Origin of the sequence: Rugosibacter aromaticivorans, assembly GCF_000934545.1 — a bacterium.
Lineage (GTDB): Bacteria > Pseudomonadota > Gammaproteobacteria > Burkholderiales > Rhodocyclaceae > Rugosibacter > Rugosibacter aromaticivorans.
Genome location: NZ_CP010554.1, coordinates 1,558,720 through 1,579,088, shown reverse-complemented (window position 1 = coordinate 1,579,088; position 20,369 = coordinate 1,558,720). Strand labels below are relative to the sequence as shown.

Sequence of the window (20,369 nt, the reverse complement as noted above, 5' to 3'; positions counted from 1 at the left end):
AAAGCTACTTGAGTTTGTTGAGATCAATCGATGCGGAATTGATGCAATAGCGTAATCCTGTGGGTGCTGGGCCATCGGGAAACACGTGGCCCAGGTGTGAGCCACAACGGCTGCAAGTGACTTCTGTCCGGTGCATGTTATGACTGATGTCATCTGTCTCGGTGATAGCTTCGGCATCCAGCGGTGAAGTAAAGCTTGGCCACCCGCAGCCTGAATCAAACTTAGACGTCGAAGTAAACAAAGGTTCCCCGCAGCCAATGCAGCGATAGACGCCAGGTTCTTTGCAATCCCAGTATTGTCCGGTAAAAGGACGCTCTGTTCCTTTTTCTCGGGCAACGTGATATTGCGTGGGCGTAAGTTGTTCACGCCACTCGGTTTCAGTTTTGATGATTTTTGGTTTGGTACTCATAGTGGATATAGTGGATCGTATCTCGTCTTGGTCAGGCCTGACTATAATCGACTGAAGGTTGTTTGAAAAGCACTCTCGCTCTTCTTCTCTTCTTTCTCTTTAGGGCGCTCGATAACACAAATGATTTTAGGATAATGTGATGCGAAGCATAACGGTCTTGGGCGCTGGTGTCGCGGGAGTGACTTCGGCTTGGTATTTGGCAGCTGAAGGCTATGATGTGACAGTCATTGATCGGCAAATGGCCCCAGCACAGGAAACGAGCTTTGCCAACGGCGGCCAGATTTCTGTAAGCCATGCCGAGCCGTGGGCTAATCCTGCGGCATTTTGGCGCATCCTGAAGTGGCTGGGTCGAGAAGATGCCCCCCTGTTGTGGCGATTGCGTGCTGATTTCGATCAATGGTTATGGGGTGCGCAATTTCTGCGGGAGTGCACGGCGGCGAGGACGCGGGCGAATATCCGATCCATTGTACAGTTGGGGTTAATGAGTCGCCGCGAGTTGGGCACGCTGCGTGAAGTACTGGCGCTTGATTACGACCAGCTCACGCGTGGCATTCTGCACATCTATACTGATCAACGCGAATTTGATCATGCGCTGCGGCAAGCAACACTCATGCGTGAGTTCGGCTGTGATCGCGTTCCAAAAACAAAAGCCGAGTGCGAGTTGATCGAACCGGCAATCAATCAGTCGACTGTGCCGATTATTGGCGGCACGTATACCGCAGCGGATGAATCAGGCGATGCGCAGCGATTTACCCAACTTTTGGCGCAGCAAGCCGCCGCACGCGGTGTGCGTTTCCGTTTTGGTGAAACCATAACAGCTTTACAGCGCCAAGGTGAGTGTGTTACCGGCGTCAATCTGGCAACGGGTGAAACGGTGGCATCTGATGCGACCGTTTTGGCGTTAGGCAGCTATTCGCCCCTGCTGTTGCGGCCATTGGGCGTGCGTTTGCCGATTTACCCCGGGAAGGGCTATTCGGCTACCTTTGCCTTGCCTGAAAATGTATCGCCTAGCGTGGTGCCTACCGTTAGCTTGACGGATGATGGAGCAAAAATCGTGTTTTCCCGTCTAGGAAAACGCTTGCGAGTAGCAGGAACGGCTGAGTTTACGGGTTATGACTTGGCGCTTAATCCGACCCGTTGTGCTGCGATGGTAAAACGGACACGCAGGCTATTTCCGGCGCTCTCGCGCGTGGAAGAAATTGAGTATTGGGCAGGTTTACGCCCCGTCACGCCGAGCAATGTGCCGCTGATCAGTGATATGCGTAGCGCCGGATTGGCCGGGTTGTGGCTCAATACAGGGCATGGCACGCTGGGCTGGACATTGGCCTGTGGGTCAGCACGGCTATTGTCTGACTTGATTGCGGGGCGCGAGCCGGAGATCAATTCGGTGCCGTATCGTTTTAAATAAGGCTTTGAACGGGGCAGGGATAATCAACGCGGATTGCCAGAAAAGTCGGCGCTGGCTAGACGGCGGCGCGTGCTTACAAGCAAAAAAATCGGCTGAACTGCAGTAATGCCAGGGGTTAATGCAGGTGGCGTTGCGTATTTTCAGCCTGTTCTTCGGGCAGCTCGGCATGCACTGGCTCGCCTTCGGGAGTGGGGTACAGCGGGGTGCCGCAATCTTCGCAGTATTCGATGGGAAATCTTTGATTTAGCTGGATCACCTGGGTAATGCCTGCTTCTTGTAGCACGCTCTCGATCTCTGCAGAGAGTTCGTTATTGTTATCTTCAGTTTCCAGCAGCGGCCAGACAACCCCATGCACTACCGTTTGATTTTGGCGTAACGCTAAACCAACACGATATTCCTCAGTTTGATCATCGTGAAACCGCGCAATGACGGCAACGAGGTCTGACGGCAGAATGTTGAGCACCGTTTGCAAAAAAGCGACTGCGGAGCGTAGCGACCACGGGCGGGAAGCGCGGTCGGCATCAAGTACGGCGGCGTGATAAGCGCCAACAGGTTGCAGCTCCAGCGCACAGGCAGGTAATAGCGGGCGGATGGCGTCACTTCCCTGAAGGATCCACTGGCGGGCGGATTCGGTGTAATCACCATCGTCTTCCTGCCAGCGAAACAAAGCAGTACCTTGAGGGGCAGCAACGGCCCCGATCAGATAGCGGCTATCAGATAGAAAACTCATTGTTTCGGCCATTTTTTTTGGGTCGATTTTTACATCGCAACCATGTTTAGCGGCTTGTGTGACTTTATCGGCCAAGTGGGCAGTTTCTATATAAGTCTGCGGTATTTGGTCAGGGCTGTAAAGCCTGTCGCAGAGACTTAATTTTGCCCCGAATGCCAGCACGTGGGCCTGTAGATGCACGCGGATGGCGTCAAGTTGCGGTGTGGAAATGGGGCCAGCGGGAATAGGGAAACGTGACCATGATAAAACCGGAATGGCAATCATGAGGGCATCCAGGCCATCGGAGGTTTCAGCATGCCGCGTTTCAACGCACGCCTCGATCGTGCTGACCAAGGCGCCATAGGCGGGAGAGGTCTCTCGATACAAGGGGTCCAGTGCCGCCATCAGGGTTTCTTCTGCACCGCTGGCGATCAAATGCGTGACAAACGCAGTCAGGCGCTTTTCCCAGAAATCATCTTCAATCCGGCTTGACGATTCACTCAGGCTAGTTGCCAGTTGAATCAGGCGCAGCGTATCAGGCGTCTGTTTAATGCGGCGCGAAGGGCGATTGCGTTTCATGCGGAAAGCGGGTTGGGTACCCGTCATGGGAGGAGGGCCGAAGGCTGTTGATTCTAACAGTGCTTTGTGCTGCGATATTTGATTGCACGCTGCAAAAATGCGCAGATGGGGTTTTTAGTTTGCAAGCTAAGTCGCTAAAAAAAGAAACACGGTAGGTCGTTTATCAATTGGCGGCAAGGGTTGTTTTTTCCAATCGCTGATGGGGCGCGTTGTGACGTATTCTTGATTCAGAGTGATATCTGTCGCGAGACACAACAGTGTTTGTGCGCGGGCATTCGTTGTCAGCGCGGTAAATAGCGCCAGATTTCGATACGGTGTTTCAATGAAAATCTGCGTCTGCTGCAGGCGGATAGACTCTTTTTCCAGCTCAATAATACGCTGGCTCCGGTCGGGCTCGCGTGCGGGCAGATAGCCGTGAAAGGCAAAACGCTGCCCATTTAGCCCTGAAGCCATCAGGGCGAGCAGGATCGATGAAGGGCCAACTAGCGGTTTGACACATAGGCCTAGCGCATGCGCACGCCGGACCAGCAAGGCGCCAGGATCGGCAACCGCCGGACAGCCGGCTTCGGACATTAAGCCGACACTATGGCCGGCATGCAGGGGTGATAAAAGCTGATCAATATCGGCATGACTTGGCTTTTCGGGCAATTGTTCAATGGCTAAATCACGCAGTGGGGTAGGGTGTTCCATGCGTTTTAAGTCTCCACGGGCAGTTTTTGCGTTTTCGGCAATGAAATGCGTTAGCCGACAGGCTGCTTCGCGTGTAGCTGGTGGCAGGCAATAGTGCCAGGGCGTGTCACCCAGTGCGACAGGTAATAACCAGAGAGTTCCTGACATATCTATTTAGGGTAGCGGTACGCCTGCACTACGCAGCATTTCACACAAGGCGATGAGTGGCAAGCCGATGAGCGCAGTGGGGTCATCCCCGCGCTGATAACGTAATAAAGCGATGCCCAGACCTTCTGATTTAGCGCTTCCCGCGCAGTTAAGCGCATCTTCTTTATCGAGATACGCTTCAATTTCCGCATCCGTCAGATCGCGGAAACCCACATACGTGGGAATGCAGTGAACTTGCGTGTGTCCAGTGGCGCTGTTAAGTACGCAAAGACCCGTATGGAAAACAATTTCGTTTCCGCGCATCAACCTTAACTGTTGCCGGGCATTTTGTCTTGTTCCTGGCTTACCAAACCGTTGCTCATCATATGCGGCTACCTGGTCAGCGCCTATGATCAAGGCGTTCGGAAACTGTCTGGCAACGGCTTGAGCCTTGGCCTGGGCAAGGCGCTGTGCTGTAGCGGCGGGGAGCTCGCTTGGCAAAGCCGACTCGTCGATGTGGGGGTCGGCAATGTCAAAGGGTAGTTGCAAGCGACGCAAAAGTTCGCTGCGAAATAGCGAAGTAGAGGCGAGAATGATGTGCTGAACCATGTTTCAGACTTGAAAAACAAAGGCTAGGCATGATAACATTCAAACCTTATGCCACACGAGACTTCTTCTATTTTGCAAACGTCTTATGCGGAGCCGATGGAGCCCATCAAAAGCGTTTTGTCGCTGACAACGGTGAATAGTCTCGAGTTTGCTCGTGGTAGTCGTTTTGTTGAGGGTGCTGTGCCTTTGACGTGGCTGCCGCACTTGGCGAATCAGCTACTTGAGCGTAACGGTTCATTGGCTGTTAGCCTGGAAGGGTGGCAAAGCGAGAGAAAGTCGCTGGTACGATTGGTGATTGATGGCACACTGGTGTTGCAATGTCAGCGCTGTTTGGCCAGTGTTCGTGTGCCGATGCAGGTCAATAGCGTGTTGCAATTGATCAGCGCCGGTGAAGATTGGCCAGATGAGGCGTTGATGGATGACCAGATGGATGCCATTGATGCAAGTGAAGAGTTGGATGTTGTCGGATTGATAGAAAATGAAGTGTTGCTGGCGCTGCCTTTTGCACCACGACATGAGCACTGTGAGTTGCCCAAGGCAACTGGAAACGAATACGGATCAGCGTCGTTTTTGGCGTTGGCCGCTTTGAAGAAGCGTTGAAACAAGGAGCGTTAAATGGCTGTTCAGCAGAATAAAAAATCCCCTTCCAAGCGTGGCATGCATCGCGCACATGACTTTCTGACTGCCCCACCACTGGCGGTTGAAGCGACTTCAGGTGAAGTTCATCTGCGTCACCATATTTCGCCTTCCGGCGTCTATCGCGGCAAAAAAGTCATCAAGGCCAAAGGCGAGTAAGTTTCCAGGATGAATTCGGCCGGATGCGATCTGCGTGTCCGGCCGTTTTTTCGTCGGGAAGCTTGAATCATGGCCATTACCCTTGCGATAGATTGTATGGGTGGCGATCATGGCCCCCAAGTCACGCTGCCTGCGACATTTGATTTTTTGCGTCAAAATCCTTCGTGTTCCGCGATTTTAGTGGGGCAAGAGGCGATAGTGCGCCCCTATGTCACGCCGGTTGCCCAAGAGTTTGCGGCGCGCATTTCCATTCGCAATGCAACTGAAGTTGTTGGCATGGACGAGTCCCTAGCAAGTGCTTTACGCGGCAAAAAAGATTCTTCTATGCGCGTGGCGATCGATCTGATTAAAGAGGGTCTTGCACACGCTGCTGTTTCAGCAGGGAACACCGGCGCATTGATGGCCGTTTCACGCTTTGTGCTAAAAACCTTGCCTGGCATTGATCGACCGGCTATTTGCACTGTACTGCCTTCCCGGCGTGGCGCAACCTATGTGCTTGATCTGGGTGCAAATGTGGATTGCACCGCTGAACATTTGCTTCAGTTTGGCATCATGGGTGCCATGCTAGCTTCAGCGCTTGAGCACAAAGAGCGTCCGAGCGTTGGTTTACTCAATATTGGTGAAGAGAATATCAAGGGAAACGATGTTGTTAAGCGGGCCGGTGAGTTGTTGCGACAAAGCGAGCTGAATTTTTTTGGCAATGTCGAAGGCAATGACATTTTTAATGGCACGACGGATGTCGTCGTTTGTGATGGTTTTGTTGGTAACGTGACCTTAAAGGCTTCTGAAGGACTGGCGCAAATGATTTCTAGCGGTCTTAAAGAAGAGTTTTCCCGTTCAATTTTCACTCGCTTGGCCGCCATCATTGCTATGCCCGTGCTGAAATCTTTTCGTCGTCGCTTTGATCATCGTCGGTACAATGGTGCAAGCTTGTTGGGGTTAAAAGGTATTGTGGTTAAAAGTCATGGCTCTGCTGATCAGCTGGCGTTTCTATCCGCTTTAACGCGAGCGGCAGAGGCTGCGCGCCAGCAGCTACCCGATAAAATCGCCGCGCGCATGGCCTCCGTCCCCCAAGGGGACTTTCCAGAGACGGCTCTGCACTTCCTTCGGTCGGATTCAAAGCTTCGCGGCGTGTCACCAGCGCCGACTATTTTTGATTAAGTGTCAGCGTGATTAATCGCAGGCCGTTTAAAGGTTTACAGCAATGATCCATACGCGTATTACAGGAACAGGAAGCTATCTGCCTGGTCAACCCGTCAGCAATCAAGCGCTAATCGCTTGGCATACGCTTGATTCGTCAGATGACTGGATAATCGAGCGGACAGGGATTCGTGCTCGACATCTCGCTGCAGCCGGTGAAACAAGTAGTGATCTAGCAATGCATGCTTGCCAGCGAGCGCTTGTTGCCGCAGGACGAACCGCGAACGACGTTGATTTAATCATCGTTGCGACATCAACCCCAGACTATATTTTCCCCAGTACAGCGGCCTTGCTGCAGAAGAAGCTCGGCATCACCAATGGCGCCCCCGCATTTGATGTGCAAGCGGTATGTAGCGGTTTTGTTTATGCCCTGAGCGTGGCGGAAAAATTTATTCGGTCCGGCTCGCATCGTTGCGCTTTGGTCGTGGGTAGCGAGGTCTTTTCGCGCATCATGGATTGGTCGGATCGCGGAACCTGTGTTTTATTCGGCGATGGCGCTGGTGCGGTCGTGCTTGAAGCAGCGAACAACCCCGGGGTTTTAGCAACCGCGCTGCATGCGGATGGTCGCTATGCCGGCATGCTCTCTGTCCCTGGCCAAGTCTGCGGTGGTCAGGTTACCGGGGACCCATTTTTGCGTATGGATGGTCAGGCTGTTTTCAAGTTTGCCATTCAGGTACTCACCGAAGTGGCCAATGAGGTATTGCATGCCGCTGGTTTGGGAATTCATCAGCTTGACTGGTTGATTCCGCATCAGGCTAATGTGCGGATATTGCAATCCACTGCAAAAAAACTGAGGTTGCCCAGTGAAAAATGCATCGTGACTGTTGATCACCACGGTAATACTTCCGCAGCGTCTATTCCCTTGGCGCTTGACGAAGCAGTGCGTCAAGGGCGTGTACAACCAGGACATCACCTGTTGCTGGAAGGCGTGGGTGGCGGGTTTACCTGGGGTGCTGTGCTCCTTACATTCTGAATCCCGGGTATTCGAGATCATCATGATGAAATTTGCACTTGTTTTTCCTGGTCAGGGCTCGCAGTCGTTAGGCATGATGGTGCATTATGGTGCTGCCGCTGTGGTACGGACAACATTTGATGAAGCCTCTACGGCGCTCGGCCGTGATCTCTGGCAGTTGGCTGCAGAGGGCCCGACGGACGCTTTAAACCAGACGGTGAACACCCAGCCCTTGATGCTTACGGCAGGGGTAGCTACCTACCGATTGTGGCGGGAGAAAGGCGGTGTGTGCCCTACGGTCATGGCCGGCCATAGCCTGGGTGAATATTCTGCATTGGTGGCAGCGGGTGTTATTTCGCTCAGGGATGCTGTATCTCTGGTTGAGTTGCGTGCGCGTGCAATGCAAGAAGCGGTAGCCGCCGGGGAAGGCGCAATGGCCGCTATACTGGGCTTGGATGCGGCGGCAGTGATCGCGGCTTGCGCTGAGTCGGCGCAAGGTCAGATAGTACAGGCGGTTAACTTTAATGAACCCAAGCAAATAGTGATTGCGGGGCACAAGGCAGCCGTTGAGCGAGCAGCCGGGGCGGCCAAAGCCAAAGGCGCAAAACGGGCAGTGATGCTGCCTGTTTCTGCCCCTTTTCATTGCACCTTAATGCTGCCGGCTGCTGAAAAATTACGTGCGCGTTTATCGCAAATGAGCTTTTCGATTCCGGAAATTCCCGTATTGAATAATGTCGATGTTGCGCAACTGACAGATCCAGAAGCCATTAAAGAAGCACTGGTGCGCCAAGCAGCTTCTCCTGTGCGCTGGGTTGAAATCATGCAGGCAATGCGGCAGACAGGAGTCACGCATGTGATTGAATGCGGTCCGGGTAAAGTGCTATCAGGCTTGGCCAAGCGTTGCGATGAAAACCTCACGGGGCTCGCTATGGCAGATATAGCCGGGATGGAAGCTGCATTAACATTACTTGGTACTCACTGAGGTAGAGCATGAAGGGTTTGCAAGGGCAGGTTGTATTGGTCACCGGGGCGTCGCGCGGCTTGGGGCAGGCGATTGCGCTAGCGCTTGGTGCACAGGGGGCAACGGTTATCGGCACAGCGACTTCCGTTGCCGGTGCGGCGGATATTCAAAAGTCGCTTGATGCCGCCAAAATTACTGGCTGGGGTGCAGTTGCCAATGTGACAGATGCTGCGCTATGCGAGGCATTACTCACCGACATTGAAACTAAATTTGGCACGGTTTCTGTGCTGGTCAATAACGCTGGCATCACGCGCGACAACCTCGCTCTGCGCATGAAAGAGGATGAGTGGGATGAAGTGATGGAAACGAATCTCAAGGCAGTGTTTCGTCTTTCAAAGCTCGTCATGCGCGGCATGATGAAAGCGCGTTTTGGTCGCATCATTAACATTACTTCGGTCGTGGGCGAGGCGGGTAATCCGGGTCAGGCAAATTACGCGGCGGCCAAAGCCGGCGTGGCCGGCATGAGTCGCGCGCTGGCGCATGAGCTCGGTAGTCGCAATATCACGGTCAATTGCGTTGCACCCGGATTTATCGATACCGATATGACACGTGCTTTGCCCGAAGCGCAGCGTGATGCCTTACTCAACAAAATTCCTTTGGGTCGTCTTGGACGGCCGGAAGAAATTGCAGCGACGGTCGCATTTTTGGCTTCGCCGCACGCCGGATACATTACAGGCAGCACCATCAATGTAAATGGCGGCATGTATATGGCCTGATTTCTTCAAAGGAGTCAGTTCTTTTTGTTAAACTAGGCGGGTTCTTAATACCCGATAAATCAGGGAAGGAGTTTCAATATGGATAACATCGAACAACGCGTCAAGAAAATCGTAGCTGAACAACTCGGTGTGAATGAGGCCGATATTAAAAACGAATCTTCGTTTGTAGAAGATCTGGGTGCTGATTCTCTCGATACGGTTGAGCTCGTCATGGCGCTGGAAGAAGAGTTCGAGTGCGAAATTCCTGATGAAGACGCAGAAAAAATTACCAGCGTTCAACAGGCGATTGATTACGTCAATACCAATCTCAAAAAATAAGCCCCGCAATAAGTCCAACCGCATCATTACTTTTCATTTCGGGAGTCACTTGTGCCACATGTGCCACTTGCGTCACGACGTCGTGTAGTCGTTACTGGTCTGGGCCTTGTCTCACCAGTTGGTAATTCTGTTCTCGAAGCTTGGGAAAATATAATCGCCGGAAAAAGTGGCATCGCACCGATTACTCGGTTTGACGCGTCGGCGGTGTCGGTGCGTATTGCTGGTGAGGTGAAAGGTTTTGATGTCACTGCCTATCTATCCGCCAAAGAAGCGCGCCGGATGGATACATTTATCCATTACGGCATGGCAGCTGGAATTCAGGCAGTGCGTGATTCCGGCATTGAAGTCACCGATGAAAACGCGGATCGCATTGGCGTAAATATCGGCTCAGGCATTGGTGGTTTGCCGATGATTGAAGAAACCCACAATGATTTTCTGGCCGGTGGACCACGCAAAATTTCACCTTTCTTTATCCCTAGTACCATTATTAATATGATTTCCGGCAATTTGTCGATCATGTATGGGATGAAGGGGCCGAATCTTTCAATCGTAACGGCCTGCAGCACGGGTTTACATGCCATCGGCCTGTCCGCACGCATGATTGAATATGGTGATGCCGATGTCATGGTGTGCGGCGGTTCAGAAGCTTCTGTTACACCGCTGGCCATTGGTGGTTTTGCTTCTGCCAAAGCGCTATCAACCCGTAATGACGATCCTGCCACTGCAAGCCGTCCGTGGGATAAAGAGCGCGATGGGTTTGTGCTGGGTGAAGGCGCAGGGGTCATGGTGCTGGAAGAGTACGAACATGCCAAGCGGCGCGGCGCGAAAATTTATGCCGAGCTTACGGGGTTTGGCATGACTGCTGATGCCTTTCACATGACCGCACCCGATACCGATGGCCCTAAACGCAGTATGCAAAATGCCATGAAGAATGCGGGTGTTAATGCTGACAATGTGCAGTATTTGAATGCCCATGGCACCTCAACACCGCTGGGCGATAAAAATGAAACCGAAGCCATTAAATTGGCTTTTGGTCATGATGTCGCCAAGCAGCTCGTGGTCAATTCCACCAAATCGATGACCGGACATTTGTTAGGTGGGGCAGGGGGGATTGAGTCGATATTCACTGTGCTAGCGATTTATCATCAGATCAGCCCGCCGACGATTAATATTTTCGATCAAGACCCTGACTGTGATCTGGACTACTGTGCTAATACCGCGCGGCCGATGAAAATTGATGTCGCGATGAAAAATAATTTTGGTTTTGGCGGTACCAACGGCACATTAATTTTTCGCAAGATATAGCCACTCATTGCGATGAGGTCCGTCGCAAAGCGTTCTATTCCTGTCAGGCCATCGCGTTTTTTGAAGCGCCTGTTGTGGCTTGCGCATCTTATTGCAGCGTGTATCGTCTTAGGCGTCAATCTCTCTAGCCTGCTGCAAGGGGCTTTGTTGTTGATGATTGGCACCTCATGGATAAAGCGTGATAGTACCGCATCAACAGCCGCGTTAATTTTGCATGGGGACGGTCGAATTGAAAAAGTCGGCGCTGGTGATACGCCGCGAAGCGTTGAATCCGACCGAAGGAAGTGCAGAGCCGTCTTTGGAAAGTCCCCTGGGGGGACGGTGAGTGACCTGTTTCTGCACCCACATACCACTGTTTTGCCGTTTCTGGTTATCTTGCTTTATCGGCAGAAAAATCGCCTGCAATCACTGGTCTTGCTAAGCGATAGCCTTGAGGCAGAAGACTTTCGCCAGTTACGTCTTTGGCTGCGCTGGCAGCTGAAGAGACCACCTCAGAAATGACTTGCTCCATAAAATAAACTGCTTTGCTTCTTCAACCCGTGTTATACGTTTATACGTGTCACCCATGTTGATAAGGGTGAAGCACGGTATCCAGCGCACGAGGCAAGGTTTCGGGATAGTCTCGACTAAAATGAAGCCCGCGACTTTCGTGGCGACATTGAGCACTTTTCACAATCAGGTGGGCAGTCAGAACCAGATTGCGCAACTCAATGAGATCGTTGCTGATGCGAAAATTTTCATAGTATTCGCTAATCTCTTTTTCTAGCAGGATGATGCGATGCAGCGCACGTTCCAAGCGTTTGTTGGTGCGCACGATACCGACATAATCCCACATGAATCGGCGCAACTCTGCCCAATTATGGGAAATGACAATTTCTTCATCGGCATCGCGTACGCGGCTTTCATCCCAGTGCGGCAAGGGGGGTGCCGGTTTGACCGTTGTTTCACTGATTGCTTTTGCGGCGGCGGCGGAAAATACCACGCATTCCAGCAAGGAATTCGAGGCGAGTCGATTCGCACCGTGCAGCCCGGTAAAGGTGGTTTCACCGATGGCATACAGAGCGGGTAGATCCGTTCGTGCAGACATATCCGTCACAATCCCGCCACAAGCGTAGTGGGCAGCAGGTACCACGGGAATGGGTTCTTTGGTGATATCAATGCCGAGCGTCAGGCAGCGTGCATAAATGGTGGGGAAATGCTCTTTGAGAAAATCCGCCGGTTTATGCGTCATATCAAGAAAAACGCAATCCACCCCATGGCGCTTCATTTCGAAATCAATGGTGCGCGCGACGATATCGCGCGGGGCTAATTCAGCGCGCGGATCGTAATTGGGCATGAAGCGGGTGCCATCGGGCAAACGCAGCAGACCGCCTTCCCCGCGCAAGGCTTCGGAAATCAGAAAGGATTTGGCGTGTGGGTGATACAAGCACGTAGGATGAAATTGAACGAACTCCATGTTGGCAACACGGCAACCTGCACGCCAGGCCATGGCGACGCCATCTCCCGTTGCGGTATCCGGATTGGTCGTGTAAAGGTAAACTTTCCCGATGCCACCCGTTGCCAGCACCGTGTGGTCAGCGCCGATGGTGACGACAGTGTCGTGCTGAATATCGAGTACATACGCACCCAGGCAGCGATTAGGGTTTACCTCGAGCCGGCTTGAGGTAATGAGATCCACCGCAATATGCTGCTCCAAGACGGTGATTTGCGGATGCTTTCGGATCTGCTCGGTGAGCGTGTTCTGCACTGCTTTGCCAGTCGCATCGGCCGCATGAATGATACGGCGCTGCCCGTGGCCGCCTTCACGGGTGAGATGAAATCCAAAGGATGAGTCATCGCGGGTGAAGGGTACGCCTCGGGCCATGAGCCAATCGATAGCTTCATGGCTATGTTCGACTACAAAACGCGTAGCGCTCGGATCGCATAAACCAGCGCCGGCGGTAAGTGTATCGGCGATATGGGCATCAACAGAATCGCTTTCATCCAATACCGCAGCAATGCCACCTTGTGCCCAGGCTGAGGCCGAGTCCTCTAGTGTTTTTTTGGTCACTAGCGCCACACGATGAGTGTCTGCCAGGCGAAGAGCCAACGACTGGCCCGCGAGGCCACTACCAATGATGAGAACGTCGAAGTGCTTAATGGCCTTCTGTTCCTTCTGTTCTTTTTGTTTCATGGGGCGCAACTATATCACTCATCAAGCAGGGAACTATTCAGCTTTAAAAGGGTCACTGCTTTCAACAGTAAGATGACGAATCCGGTAAACCAGATGAGTTACTAAGGGCGCAGTGAGATATACAGAAAACAAGATATGAAACGGGCAGAATGGCTTGATATACTGACCAGCAGCCAGACCGGCTGCAAAATTTTGTTTTTAGGCGGAATCAAAGCACAAAGCCCATGGGAGATCGTGAAGCAGACCGGATGCTCGTTGAGCGTGTCCAAGCCGGTGACAAACAAGCTTTCGGGCTGTTGGTCACCAAGTATCAGCGCAAGCTCGCGCGTCTGGTTTCACGTATGGTGCGTGATCCGGCGGAAGTGGAAGATATTGTGCAAGATAGCTTCATCCGCGCATACAAGGCGCTGCCAGGCTTTCGTAACGATAGTGCCTTCTACACGTGGTTGTATCGCATTGGGGTCAATACCGCTAAAAACTGGCTGATCACGTATGGCCGACGAGCGCAGTTGACCTCAACAACCGATAACGAAGAAACTGAAAATTACGATGAACCCGAGTTGCTGCGAAATAATGAAACTCCCGAGCGATTGCTGATGACTAAGCAAATTGGTGAGACAGTCAATGCGGTTGTGGAGGCCTTGCCCGAGGATTTGCGTACCGCCTTGACACTACGCGAAATTGAGGGGTTGTCGTATGAAGAAATTGCTGATGTGATGGATTGTCCAATTGGTACAGTGCGTTCGCGGATTTTTCGCGCACGTGATGCGATTGCATTGAAGTTACGGCCTTTGCTGGATACAGCGGCCGATAAAAGGTGGTAACCCAACGATCTTTTGTTGTAATAGCCGTGCGAGGATAAGGCAATGAAAACACGTATTTCTGCATTGATGGATGGGGGGCTCGAAGCCCATGAAACGACAGCTGCGGTGACGACCTTATCCCGCGACAGTGAACAGAAAAACCTTTGGCATCTCTATCATGTGATGGGAGATGCCATGCGTCACGAGCCTGACTTAACGATCGATGTGACCAGTCGAGTGATGGCGGCGCTATCGCTAGAACCCACCGTCTTGTCGCCAACCCGCCCGCAGCGCAGCGTTATCCGCTGGCAACGTCCCGTCATGGCACTGGCGGCATCTGCTGCAGGAGTTGCCGTGGTGGCATGGGTCGCTTTAGCGCCAGTGCGGATGCCCGTTGGGTCAATGATCGTTTCTAGCCAGGCGCTTATATCCCAATCAGTACCCAGTCTCGCGGTGATGACTCCGCCCGTTACACGCACTGCAACCCCCGTGTCATCGACACTCTCTTTACCCTCTGTAACCTCCGTCGCTGAGGCAGAACAATCAGCACGGTTGCAGGAATACCTTGTAGCGCACCAAACCTACGAAGGAGGTGCACTGGTAGGTGGCGCAAGCCATATTCGTACAATTTCAGCTTCGGGTAATAATCGCTAATGGATTTTCTGCGTGTCCAGGTGTGTTGTCTCGCCGCATTGCTAGCGCCGACTTTTGCACATGCAGAGAATAGCCTGATGGCTTTGCAGCGTATGGCGCAGGCTTCCCGCCAGCTGACATACGAAGGTATTTTCGTGTACCGTAGCGCCGATCGTATGGAAACTTCGCGAATAGCGCATACCTGGGCTGATGGACGCGACCTGGAGCGGATAGAGGTACTTGATGACAGCCCGCGCGAAATGATTCGTAATGGCGATGAAACAACCAGTTTTTTTTCCAATGAAAAACGCTTGATTGTTGAAACCCGTTCAACGCGCCATCAATTCCCCGCGTTATTGCCCGCCGGATTGAGCCGTTTGCAAGATTATTATTTGATTCGCCCCATGGGTCAGGGTCGTGTAGCGGGTGTCGATAGCCGTGTCATCGTTCTGGAGCCACGAGATAATTTGCGGTATGGACATGAGTTCTGGCTAGACACTGCCAGTGGCTTATTGTTAAGAGCCGCAGTCTTGGGGGGACATGGCGAAACGCTGGATTCTTTCAGTTTCACTCAGGTCACTATTGGCGGCCCGCTACCACGCCAGGCCTTAAAGCCAAGCTTTCCCACGGAGGGCCTGCAAGTACAAAAAGTTATAACGACAGAAATTGTGCCGGAAGATCTGGGATGGGTTTTTCACAAGAACATTCCTGGGTTTCGACGCATCAATGCAATGAAGCGCCAATCTGGATCGGGGCAGCCTGCATTGCACATTTTATTTTCAGATGGTGTGGCCACAATTTCTGCATTTATTGAGCCTCGCACCAATGTGGGGGAAGCAGAATCAAGTAGCCCTGCAGTCTTGTCCAGCATGGGTGCGCTTAATGTGTACCACCGCCAGCTCAATAAGTACTTTTTAGTAGTGATGGGTGAGGTGCCAGTCCTTGCACTTAAGCAATTAGGTGATGGCATCGAGTGGATAGAAAAATGACACAATGTGACGCACACGTTGTTGCGGTGACAAGTAATAATGAAGTCTGGGTTGAAGTACCGGCCAGGCTCACCGCGTGCGAGCACTGCCCCAACCCCATGGGGTGCCAAACAGGCTTGTTGGGCCAAGCGAATCGTCCACGTCGTTATCGCATGAGCAATACGCTGGACTTGCGCGTTGGTGATCGGGTCCGCCTAGTTGTTGCTGAAGGCACGGTCTTTCGTGCGGTGCTGGCGTCGTATGTCATTCCACTGTTATTAATCATCAGTGGTGCGATGATCGGCCAGCGACTGGCTGGGGATGAGGCAGCAGCGGGGGGAGCGTTGGTTGGATTAGCACTTGGTTTTGCATTATTGCGCCGTTGCGAGCAAAGTTTTCATGACGGGCACCATCCGTTTTACTGGCAGAAATTATGCAAGGAAACGACATTTCCTAAAAAAAACCTTTATTTTATTTAAGGAGTAAGAACTAGAAATGAAGAAATTTTGTCTGGCTTTTGCAGCCACTTTTTTTGTCTTTCTATCCGCGCCGACTCAGGCACGTGATTTACCTGACTTCACTGAGCTGGTTGATGCGCAAGGTCCGGCGGTTGTGAATATCAGCACTACGCAAATCATCAAACAAAGTGCACAGGCCCAACTTTTCCCCTTTGACGAAAATGACCCGGCACAAGAGCTATTCCGGCGGTTTTTTCCCGGACAAGTTCCAGGCATGCCGGGGCAACAGGGGCGGCCTGACGAGCCGCGTGAATATAAAAATCAGTCGTTAGGTTCAGGCTTTATCATCAGCGCAAACGGGTATATCTTGACCAACGCCCATGTGGTTGACGGTGCAGATGAAGTGACTGTAAAGCTAACAGATAAGCGCGAATTTAAAGCTAAAGTTCTAGGGGCTGATAAACGCACGGATGTCGCATTAATCAAAATTGAAGCGACAAAACTACCTTTCACACGTTTGGGCGACCCGGAAAAATTGAAGGTAGGCGAATGGGTTGTGGCGATTGGATCTCCTTTTGGTTTTGAGAACACCGTCACAGCAGGCATTGTGAGTGCAAAGGGACGGTCTCTCACGCAAGAAAACTTTGTACCTTTTATTCAAACCGATGTGCCCATTAATCCAGGCAATTCTGGCGGTCCTTTATTCAACATGAAGGGTGAAGTCGTGGGCATCAATTCGCAGATATATTCACGATCAGGCGGTTTCATGGGATTATCTTTTGCCATACCGATTGATCTGGCAATGGAAGTTCAGACGCAGCTCAAACAAAATGGGCGCGTGAGCCGCGGCCGCATGGGAGTGGTTATTCAAGAGGTGAGTAAAGATCTGGCGGAATCTTTTGGCTTGAGTAAAGCGCAAGGCGCGCTGGTTACTTCGGTAGAGAAAGGTGCGGCTGCAGACAAAGCAGGGATTGTATCGGGCGATATCATTCTCAAATTTAATGGCAAGCTGGTGACTGAATCCAGCGAACTGCCACGTCAGGTTGGTGCAACCAAACCAGGCAGCAAATTGCCGGTGCAAATCTGGCGCAAGGGGAAAACCCTTGATGTGATGGTAACGATGGGCGAAATTCCTGAAGATGGCACGCCCGAAGTCAAACGTGGCCGCAAGTCATCCGAATCTGCCAAAGCTAATCGATTAGGGCTGGTACTTTCTGCCTTGTCATCGGAACAAAAACGCGCTTCGGGGCTGCAAAGCGGCCTGATCGTTGAAGATGTAACGAACGAAGGCATACGCACGGATCTGCGCCCAGGGGATATTTTGCTCTCGCTCATCCATAAAGGGAGCCAGGTTGAGCTCAAATCAGTGGCGCAATTCAATGAGCTTATCGCGGCGGTGAATAAAACAGAATCCATTACGCTACTCGTACGGCGTGGCGAAGTGCAAACCTTTGTCCTTATTAAAGGAGCAACCGATAAATAGCCCCACGCTACGGTTGTTAAGCCGCTCGTATTGCCACCTCTGTGATGACATGCTCGCCGCGCTGAATGAACTCCGTGGCGAGCCTGGTTTGATCAGATTTGATGTCGATGTGATTGATGTTGATGCAGATCCGGCATTAGTTGCTGAATATGATGAGCTAGTGCCGGTTTTGCTCGATACGGAGGGCCAACCGTTGTGCCATTATTTCCTGGATAGTGCGAAAGTCCGTGAGTATTTGAACGCTTTCCGTTAAAATCGGGGTTCTCCTTGGTTCTCCTTTTAAGGCTTCAAAGGTGCTCGGTCGGTTTTTTGAGCGCCTTTTTTATTGGTTCTTTATGAATCACATCCGTAATTTTTCCATCATTGCTCACATCGATCACGGCAAGTCTACGCTGGCGGATCGCATCATCCATAAGTGCGGCGGCCTATCAGACCGCGAAATGGAGTCACAAGTTCTTGATTCAATGGATATTGAACGGGAACGCGGGATCACTATTAAAGCGCAAACCGCTTCATTAAGTTACAAGGCGCGAGATGGCAAAACCTATAACCTCAATTTGATTGACACGCCCGGGCACGTTGATTTTTCCTATGAAGTGAGCCGTTCGCTATCGGCCTGCGAAGGTGCATTGTTGGTGGTCGATGCCTCGCAAGGTGTTGAAGCACAAACTGTCGCGAACTGTTATACCGCGATAGAGCTTGGTGTTGAGGTGGTGCCTGTTTTAAACAAAATTGATTTACCACAGGCCGACCCGGATAACGCTCGTCAAGAAATTGAAGATGTCATCGGTATTGATGCTACCGAGGCTGTACTGTGTTCAGCAAAAACAGGCTTGGGCGTGGAGGATGTTTTAGAGGCAGTCATTGCCCGAATTCCTGCCCCCAAAGGACAGGTGGACGCCCCCCTCAAGGCGCTGATTATTGATTCATGGTTCGATAATTATGTGGGCGTCGTGATGCTGGTGCGTGTGGTCGATGGCATGCTCCAGGCAAAAGATAAGCTGTTGCTGATGTCCACAGGTAGCACGCATTTGTGTGAGCAGGTAGGCGTATTCACCCCCAAGGCATTGCCTTGTCCCGCGTTACGGGCAGGCGAGGTGGGCTTTATTATTTCCGGTATCAAAGAGCTTGATGCTGCAAAAGTCGGCGATACCATTACGCTGGCTGACAGACCCGCTATGGCGCCTTTGCCAGGCTTTAAAGAAATTAAGCCGCAAGTTTTTGCCGGCCTTTATCCTGTGGAGTCAAATCAATACGATTCACTGCGCGATGCGCTAGAAAAACTTCGCTTGAATGATGCCTCGTTGCACTATGAACCCGAGGTTTCTCAGGCGTTGGGGTTTGGCTTTCGCTGCGGCTTTTTAGGTCTTTTGCACATGGAAATTGTGCAAGAGCGTTTGGAGCGAGAATTTGATCAAAATTTAATTACCACCGCGCCCACGGTGGTATACGAAGTGCGTCTGCGCAATGGGGAAGAAATCCTGGTGGAGAATCCTGCCAAGCTGCCTGAGCTCCAGAAGATCGAGGAAATTCGCGAACCCATTATTACCAACGTTATTTTTGTGCCGCAGGAATATCTTGGTGCAGTCATCACCCTGTGTGAGCAAAAACGGGGGCGTCAGATCAATATCGCCTATCGTGGCAAGCAGGTTCAGCTGACGTATGAGATGCCAATGGCCGAGGTTGTCATGGACTTTTTTGATAAATTAAAGTCAGTCTCGCGTGGTTATGCCTCCCTGGATTACGAATTCAAAGAATATCGTGCAGCGGATGTCGTCAAGCTTGACATCTTGATCAATGCTGAAAAAGTGGATGCACTTTCCTTGATCGTTCATCGCGCTAATGCGGCTTTCCGCGGGCGCGAGCTGGCTGCCAAAATGCGCGAGCTGATTCCGCGTCAAATGTACGATGTGGCGATTCAGTCAGCCATTGGCGCTACCATTGTTGCCCGTGAAAACGTTAAAGCCATGCGCAAAGATGTGCTCGCCAAGTGCTACGGGGGCGATATTTCGCGGAAGAAAAAACTGCTGGAAAAACAAAAAGCAGGGAAAAAGCGCATGAAGCAGGTCGGACGGGTAGAAATTCCCCAAGAAGCCTTTCTTGCTGTGTTGCGTGTTGGGGATAAATGACAGACCTGCTACCGGGTACATGGGTACATAGGCACCAGGGGTTTTAGCTTATTTTTTAGTTTTTTATTTCAGTCGAGACAGCATCACGGAGCCTGCATGAATTTTGCTTTGATCTTATTTTTATTTGTCGTTTTTACCGGTGCTCTCTGGGCGATCAATCATTTCTGGGCGAGAAAACAACGGCCGGCGGATGCGAAAGATCCGTGGTGGGTTGAATACGGAGGCAGTTTTTTCCCGGTTATTTTGGCTGTTTTCGTGTTGCGCTCTTTCCTGGTCGAACCCTTCAAAATTCCTTCTGGCTCGATGACTCCTACCCTGTTGGTCGGTGACTTTATTCTAGTGAACAAGTTTACTTACGGTATCCGTTTACCGGTAATCAATAAGAAAATAGTTGAACTCAACACCCCTAAACGGGGCGATGTGGTGGTGTTTCGCTACCCGCCTGATCCTTCGCTCGACTACATCAAGCGCGTGGTTGGCCTGCCGGGAGATCATGTGGAGTATCACAACAAAAAACTGACCATCAACGGCCAAGAAGTAAAGCATGAAAGCGCGGGGGATTATCTTGATCCTGCACGTTTGTATTACACGCCGCGTTTTAAAGAGACCTTGGGCGATGTGCAACACGCCATACTTATCGATCCTGAAGCACCTGGTTTTGTACGGCCGATTGTGCGTTTCCCGGATAGTGATCAATGCCACTACAATAACGATGGCGTGAGTTGCCGAGTGCCGGCTGGTCATTATTTTGTCATGGGTGATAACCGTGATAATTCCCAGGACAGCCGTTTCTGGGGGTTTGTGCCCGATCAAAATCTGGTGGGGAAAGCATTTTTTATCTGGTTTAATTTCAGCGATTTACAGCGTATCGGCCGTTTTCATTAG

At 51.6% G+C, this 20,369-nt stretch carries 23 protein-coding genes; 18 read left to right on the top strand and 5 right to left on the bottom strand.

From position 1 onward, the window contains the following. Positions 1–4 precede the first annotated feature (4 nt). Positions 5–409 carry a peptide-methionine (R)-S-oxide reductase MsrB gene (gene msrB / locus PG1C_RS07885; protein WP_202634283.1) on the bottom strand — a complete coding sequence of 135 codons (405 nt, stop codon included), beginning with the start codon at positions 407–409 and terminating at the stop codon, positions 5–7. A gap of 139 nt (positions 410–548) precedes the next feature. On the opposite strand from msrB, the gene PG1C_RS07880 reads away from it, so the two are divergent. Beyond that, the gene (locus PG1C_RS07880) at positions 549–1,817 is read left to right on the top strand and encodes a D-amino acid dehydrogenase (protein WP_202634282.1); all 1,269 of its coding nucleotides are present in this window, start codon (positions 549–551) and stop codon (positions 1,815–1,817) included. A gap of 115 nt (positions 1,818–1,932) precedes the next feature. Here PG1C_RS07880 and PG1C_RS07875 read toward each other — a convergent pair whose 3' ends face one another. The 3 genes from PG1C_RS07875 to PG1C_RS07865 form a co-directional block, all read right to left on the bottom strand. Then, positions 1,933–3,105, bottom strand: a complete 1,173-nt coding sequence (locus PG1C_RS07875) for a DUF2863 family protein (protein ID WP_202634281.1) — start codon at positions 3,103–3,105, stop codon at positions 1,933–1,935. A gap of 126 nt (positions 3,106–3,231) precedes the next feature. Continuing rightward, positions 3,232–3,942, bottom strand: coding sequence for an SAM-dependent methyltransferase (locus PG1C_RS07870; protein ID WP_202634280.1), 711 nt, complete (start codon positions 3,940–3,942; stop codon positions 3,232–3,234). 6 nt (positions 3,943–3,948) lie between these two features. Continuing rightward, complete coding sequence (locus PG1C_RS07865; protein WP_202634279.1) at positions 3,949–4,530, bottom strand: Maf family protein; 582 nt, start codon at positions 4,528–4,530, stop codon at positions 3,949–3,951. A 96-nt stretch (positions 4,531–4,626) separates the two neighbouring features. On the opposite strand from PG1C_RS07865, the gene PG1C_RS07860 reads away from it, so the two are divergent. The 9 genes from PG1C_RS07860 (at position 4,627) to PG1C_RS07820 (ending at position 11,338) form a co-directional block, all read left to right on the top strand. Next, positions 4,627–5,130, top strand: a complete 504-nt coding sequence (locus PG1C_RS07860) for a YceD family protein (RefSeq protein ID WP_202634278.1) — start codon at positions 4,627–4,629, stop codon at positions 5,128–5,130. Positions 5,131–5,145: 15 nt separating this feature from the next. Continuing rightward, a complete protein-coding gene (gene rpmF / locus PG1C_RS07855; protein ID WP_202634277.1) occupies positions 5,146–5,325 on the top strand; it encodes a 50S ribosomal protein L32 in 180 nt (59 codons plus the stop codon). A 69-nt stretch (positions 5,326–5,394) separates the two neighbouring features. After that, the gene (plsX, locus tag PG1C_RS07850) at positions 5,395–6,486 is read left to right on the top strand and encodes a phosphate acyltransferase PlsX (RefSeq protein ID WP_202634276.1); all 1,092 of its coding nucleotides are present in this window, start codon (positions 5,395–5,397) and stop codon (positions 6,484–6,486) included. Between the two features lie 43 nt (positions 6,487–6,529). Next, on the top strand, positions 6,530–7,498 hold the full coding sequence (locus tag PG1C_RS07845; protein WP_237218109.1) for a beta-ketoacyl-ACP synthase III: 969 nt from the start codon (positions 6,530–6,532) through the stop codon (positions 7,496–7,498). 22 nt (positions 7,499–7,520) lie between these two features. Further along, positions 7,521–8,459: an ACP S-malonyltransferase gene (gene fabD / locus PG1C_RS07840; RefSeq protein ID WP_202634275.1), complete on the top strand. Its 939-nt coding sequence runs from the start codon at positions 7,521–7,523 to the stop codon at positions 8,457–8,459. Between the two features lie 8 nt (positions 8,460–8,467). Then, positions 8,468–9,214 (top strand): 3-oxoacyl-ACP reductase FabG, encoded by a 747-nt coding sequence (fabG, locus tag PG1C_RS07835; protein WP_202634274.1) that lies wholly within the window; start codon positions 8,468–8,470, stop codon positions 9,212–9,214. A gap of 78 nt (positions 9,215–9,292) precedes the next feature. After that, positions 9,293–9,532 carry an acyl carrier protein gene (gene acpP / locus PG1C_RS07830; RefSeq protein WP_202634273.1) on the top strand — a complete coding sequence of 80 codons (240 nt, stop codon included), beginning with the start codon at positions 9,293–9,295 and terminating at the stop codon, positions 9,530–9,532. Positions 9,533–9,583: 51 nt separating this feature from the next. Beyond that, positions 9,584–10,837 carry a beta-ketoacyl-ACP synthase II gene (fabF, locus tag PG1C_RS07825; RefSeq protein WP_284431741.1) on the top strand — a complete coding sequence of 418 codons (1,254 nt, stop codon included), beginning with the start codon at positions 9,584–9,586 and terminating at the stop codon, positions 10,835–10,837. Between the two features lie 12 nt (positions 10,838–10,849). Next, positions 10,850–11,338 carry a protein YgfX gene (locus PG1C_RS07820; protein WP_202634272.1) on the top strand — a complete coding sequence of 163 codons (489 nt, stop codon included), beginning with the start codon at positions 10,850–10,852 and terminating at the stop codon, positions 11,336–11,338. Positions 11,339–11,396: 58 nt separating this feature from the next. On the opposite strand, the gene nadB is transcribed toward PG1C_RS07820, so the two are convergent. Beyond that, positions 11,397–13,010, bottom strand: a complete 1,614-nt coding sequence (nadB, locus tag PG1C_RS07815; RefSeq protein ID WP_202634271.1) for an L-aspartate oxidase — start codon at positions 13,008–13,010, stop codon at positions 11,397–11,399. Positions 13,011–13,234: 224 nt separating this feature from the next. On the opposite strand from nadB, the gene rpoE reads away from it, so the two are divergent. The 8 genes from rpoE (at position 13,235) to lepB (ending at position 20,369) form a co-directional block, all read left to right on the top strand. After that, positions 13,235–13,834 (top strand): RNA polymerase sigma factor RpoE, encoded by a 600-nt coding sequence (rpoE, locus tag PG1C_RS07810; RefSeq protein ID WP_202634270.1) that lies wholly within the window; start codon positions 13,235–13,237, stop codon positions 13,832–13,834. Between the two features lie 42 nt (positions 13,835–13,876). After that, positions 13,877–14,467, top strand: a complete 591-nt coding sequence (locus PG1C_RS07805; RefSeq protein WP_202634269.1) for a sigma-E factor negative regulatory protein — start codon at positions 13,877–13,879, stop codon at positions 14,465–14,467. Continuing rightward, positions 14,467–15,435, top strand: a complete 969-nt coding sequence (locus PG1C_RS07800; protein WP_202634268.1) for a MucB/RseB C-terminal domain-containing protein — start codon at positions 14,467–14,469, stop codon at positions 15,433–15,435. The genes PG1C_RS07805 and PG1C_RS07800 overlap by 1 nt, the downstream gene beginning before the upstream one ends. After that, the gene (locus PG1C_RS07795) at positions 15,432–15,893 is read left to right on the top strand and encodes a SoxR reducing system RseC family protein (RefSeq protein ID WP_202634267.1); all 462 of its coding nucleotides are present in this window, start codon (positions 15,432–15,434) and stop codon (positions 15,891–15,893) included. The genes PG1C_RS07800 and PG1C_RS07795 overlap by 4 nt, the downstream gene beginning before the upstream one ends. 16 nt (positions 15,894–15,909) lie before the next feature. After that, positions 15,910–17,355 carry a DegQ family serine endoprotease gene (locus PG1C_RS07790; protein ID WP_202634266.1) on the top strand — a complete coding sequence of 482 codons (1,446 nt, stop codon included), beginning with the start codon at positions 15,910–15,912 and terminating at the stop codon, positions 17,353–17,355. Continuing rightward, positions 17,306–17,608: a glutaredoxin family protein gene (locus tag PG1C_RS07785; protein WP_348539338.1), complete on the top strand. Its 303-nt coding sequence runs from the start codon at positions 17,306–17,308 to the stop codon at positions 17,606–17,608. The genes PG1C_RS07790 and PG1C_RS07785 overlap by 50 nt, the downstream gene beginning before the upstream one ends. A gap of 82 nt (positions 17,609–17,690) precedes the next feature. Then, positions 17,691–19,484 (top strand): translation elongation factor 4, encoded by a 1,794-nt coding sequence (gene lepA, locus PG1C_RS07780; protein WP_202634264.1) that lies wholly within the window; start codon positions 17,691–17,693, stop codon positions 19,482–19,484. Between the two features lie 96 nt (positions 19,485–19,580). Then, the gene (gene lepB, locus PG1C_RS07775) at positions 19,581–20,369 is read left to right on the top strand and encodes a signal peptidase I (RefSeq protein WP_202634263.1); all 789 of its coding nucleotides are present in this window, start codon (positions 19,581–19,583) and stop codon (positions 20,367–20,369) included.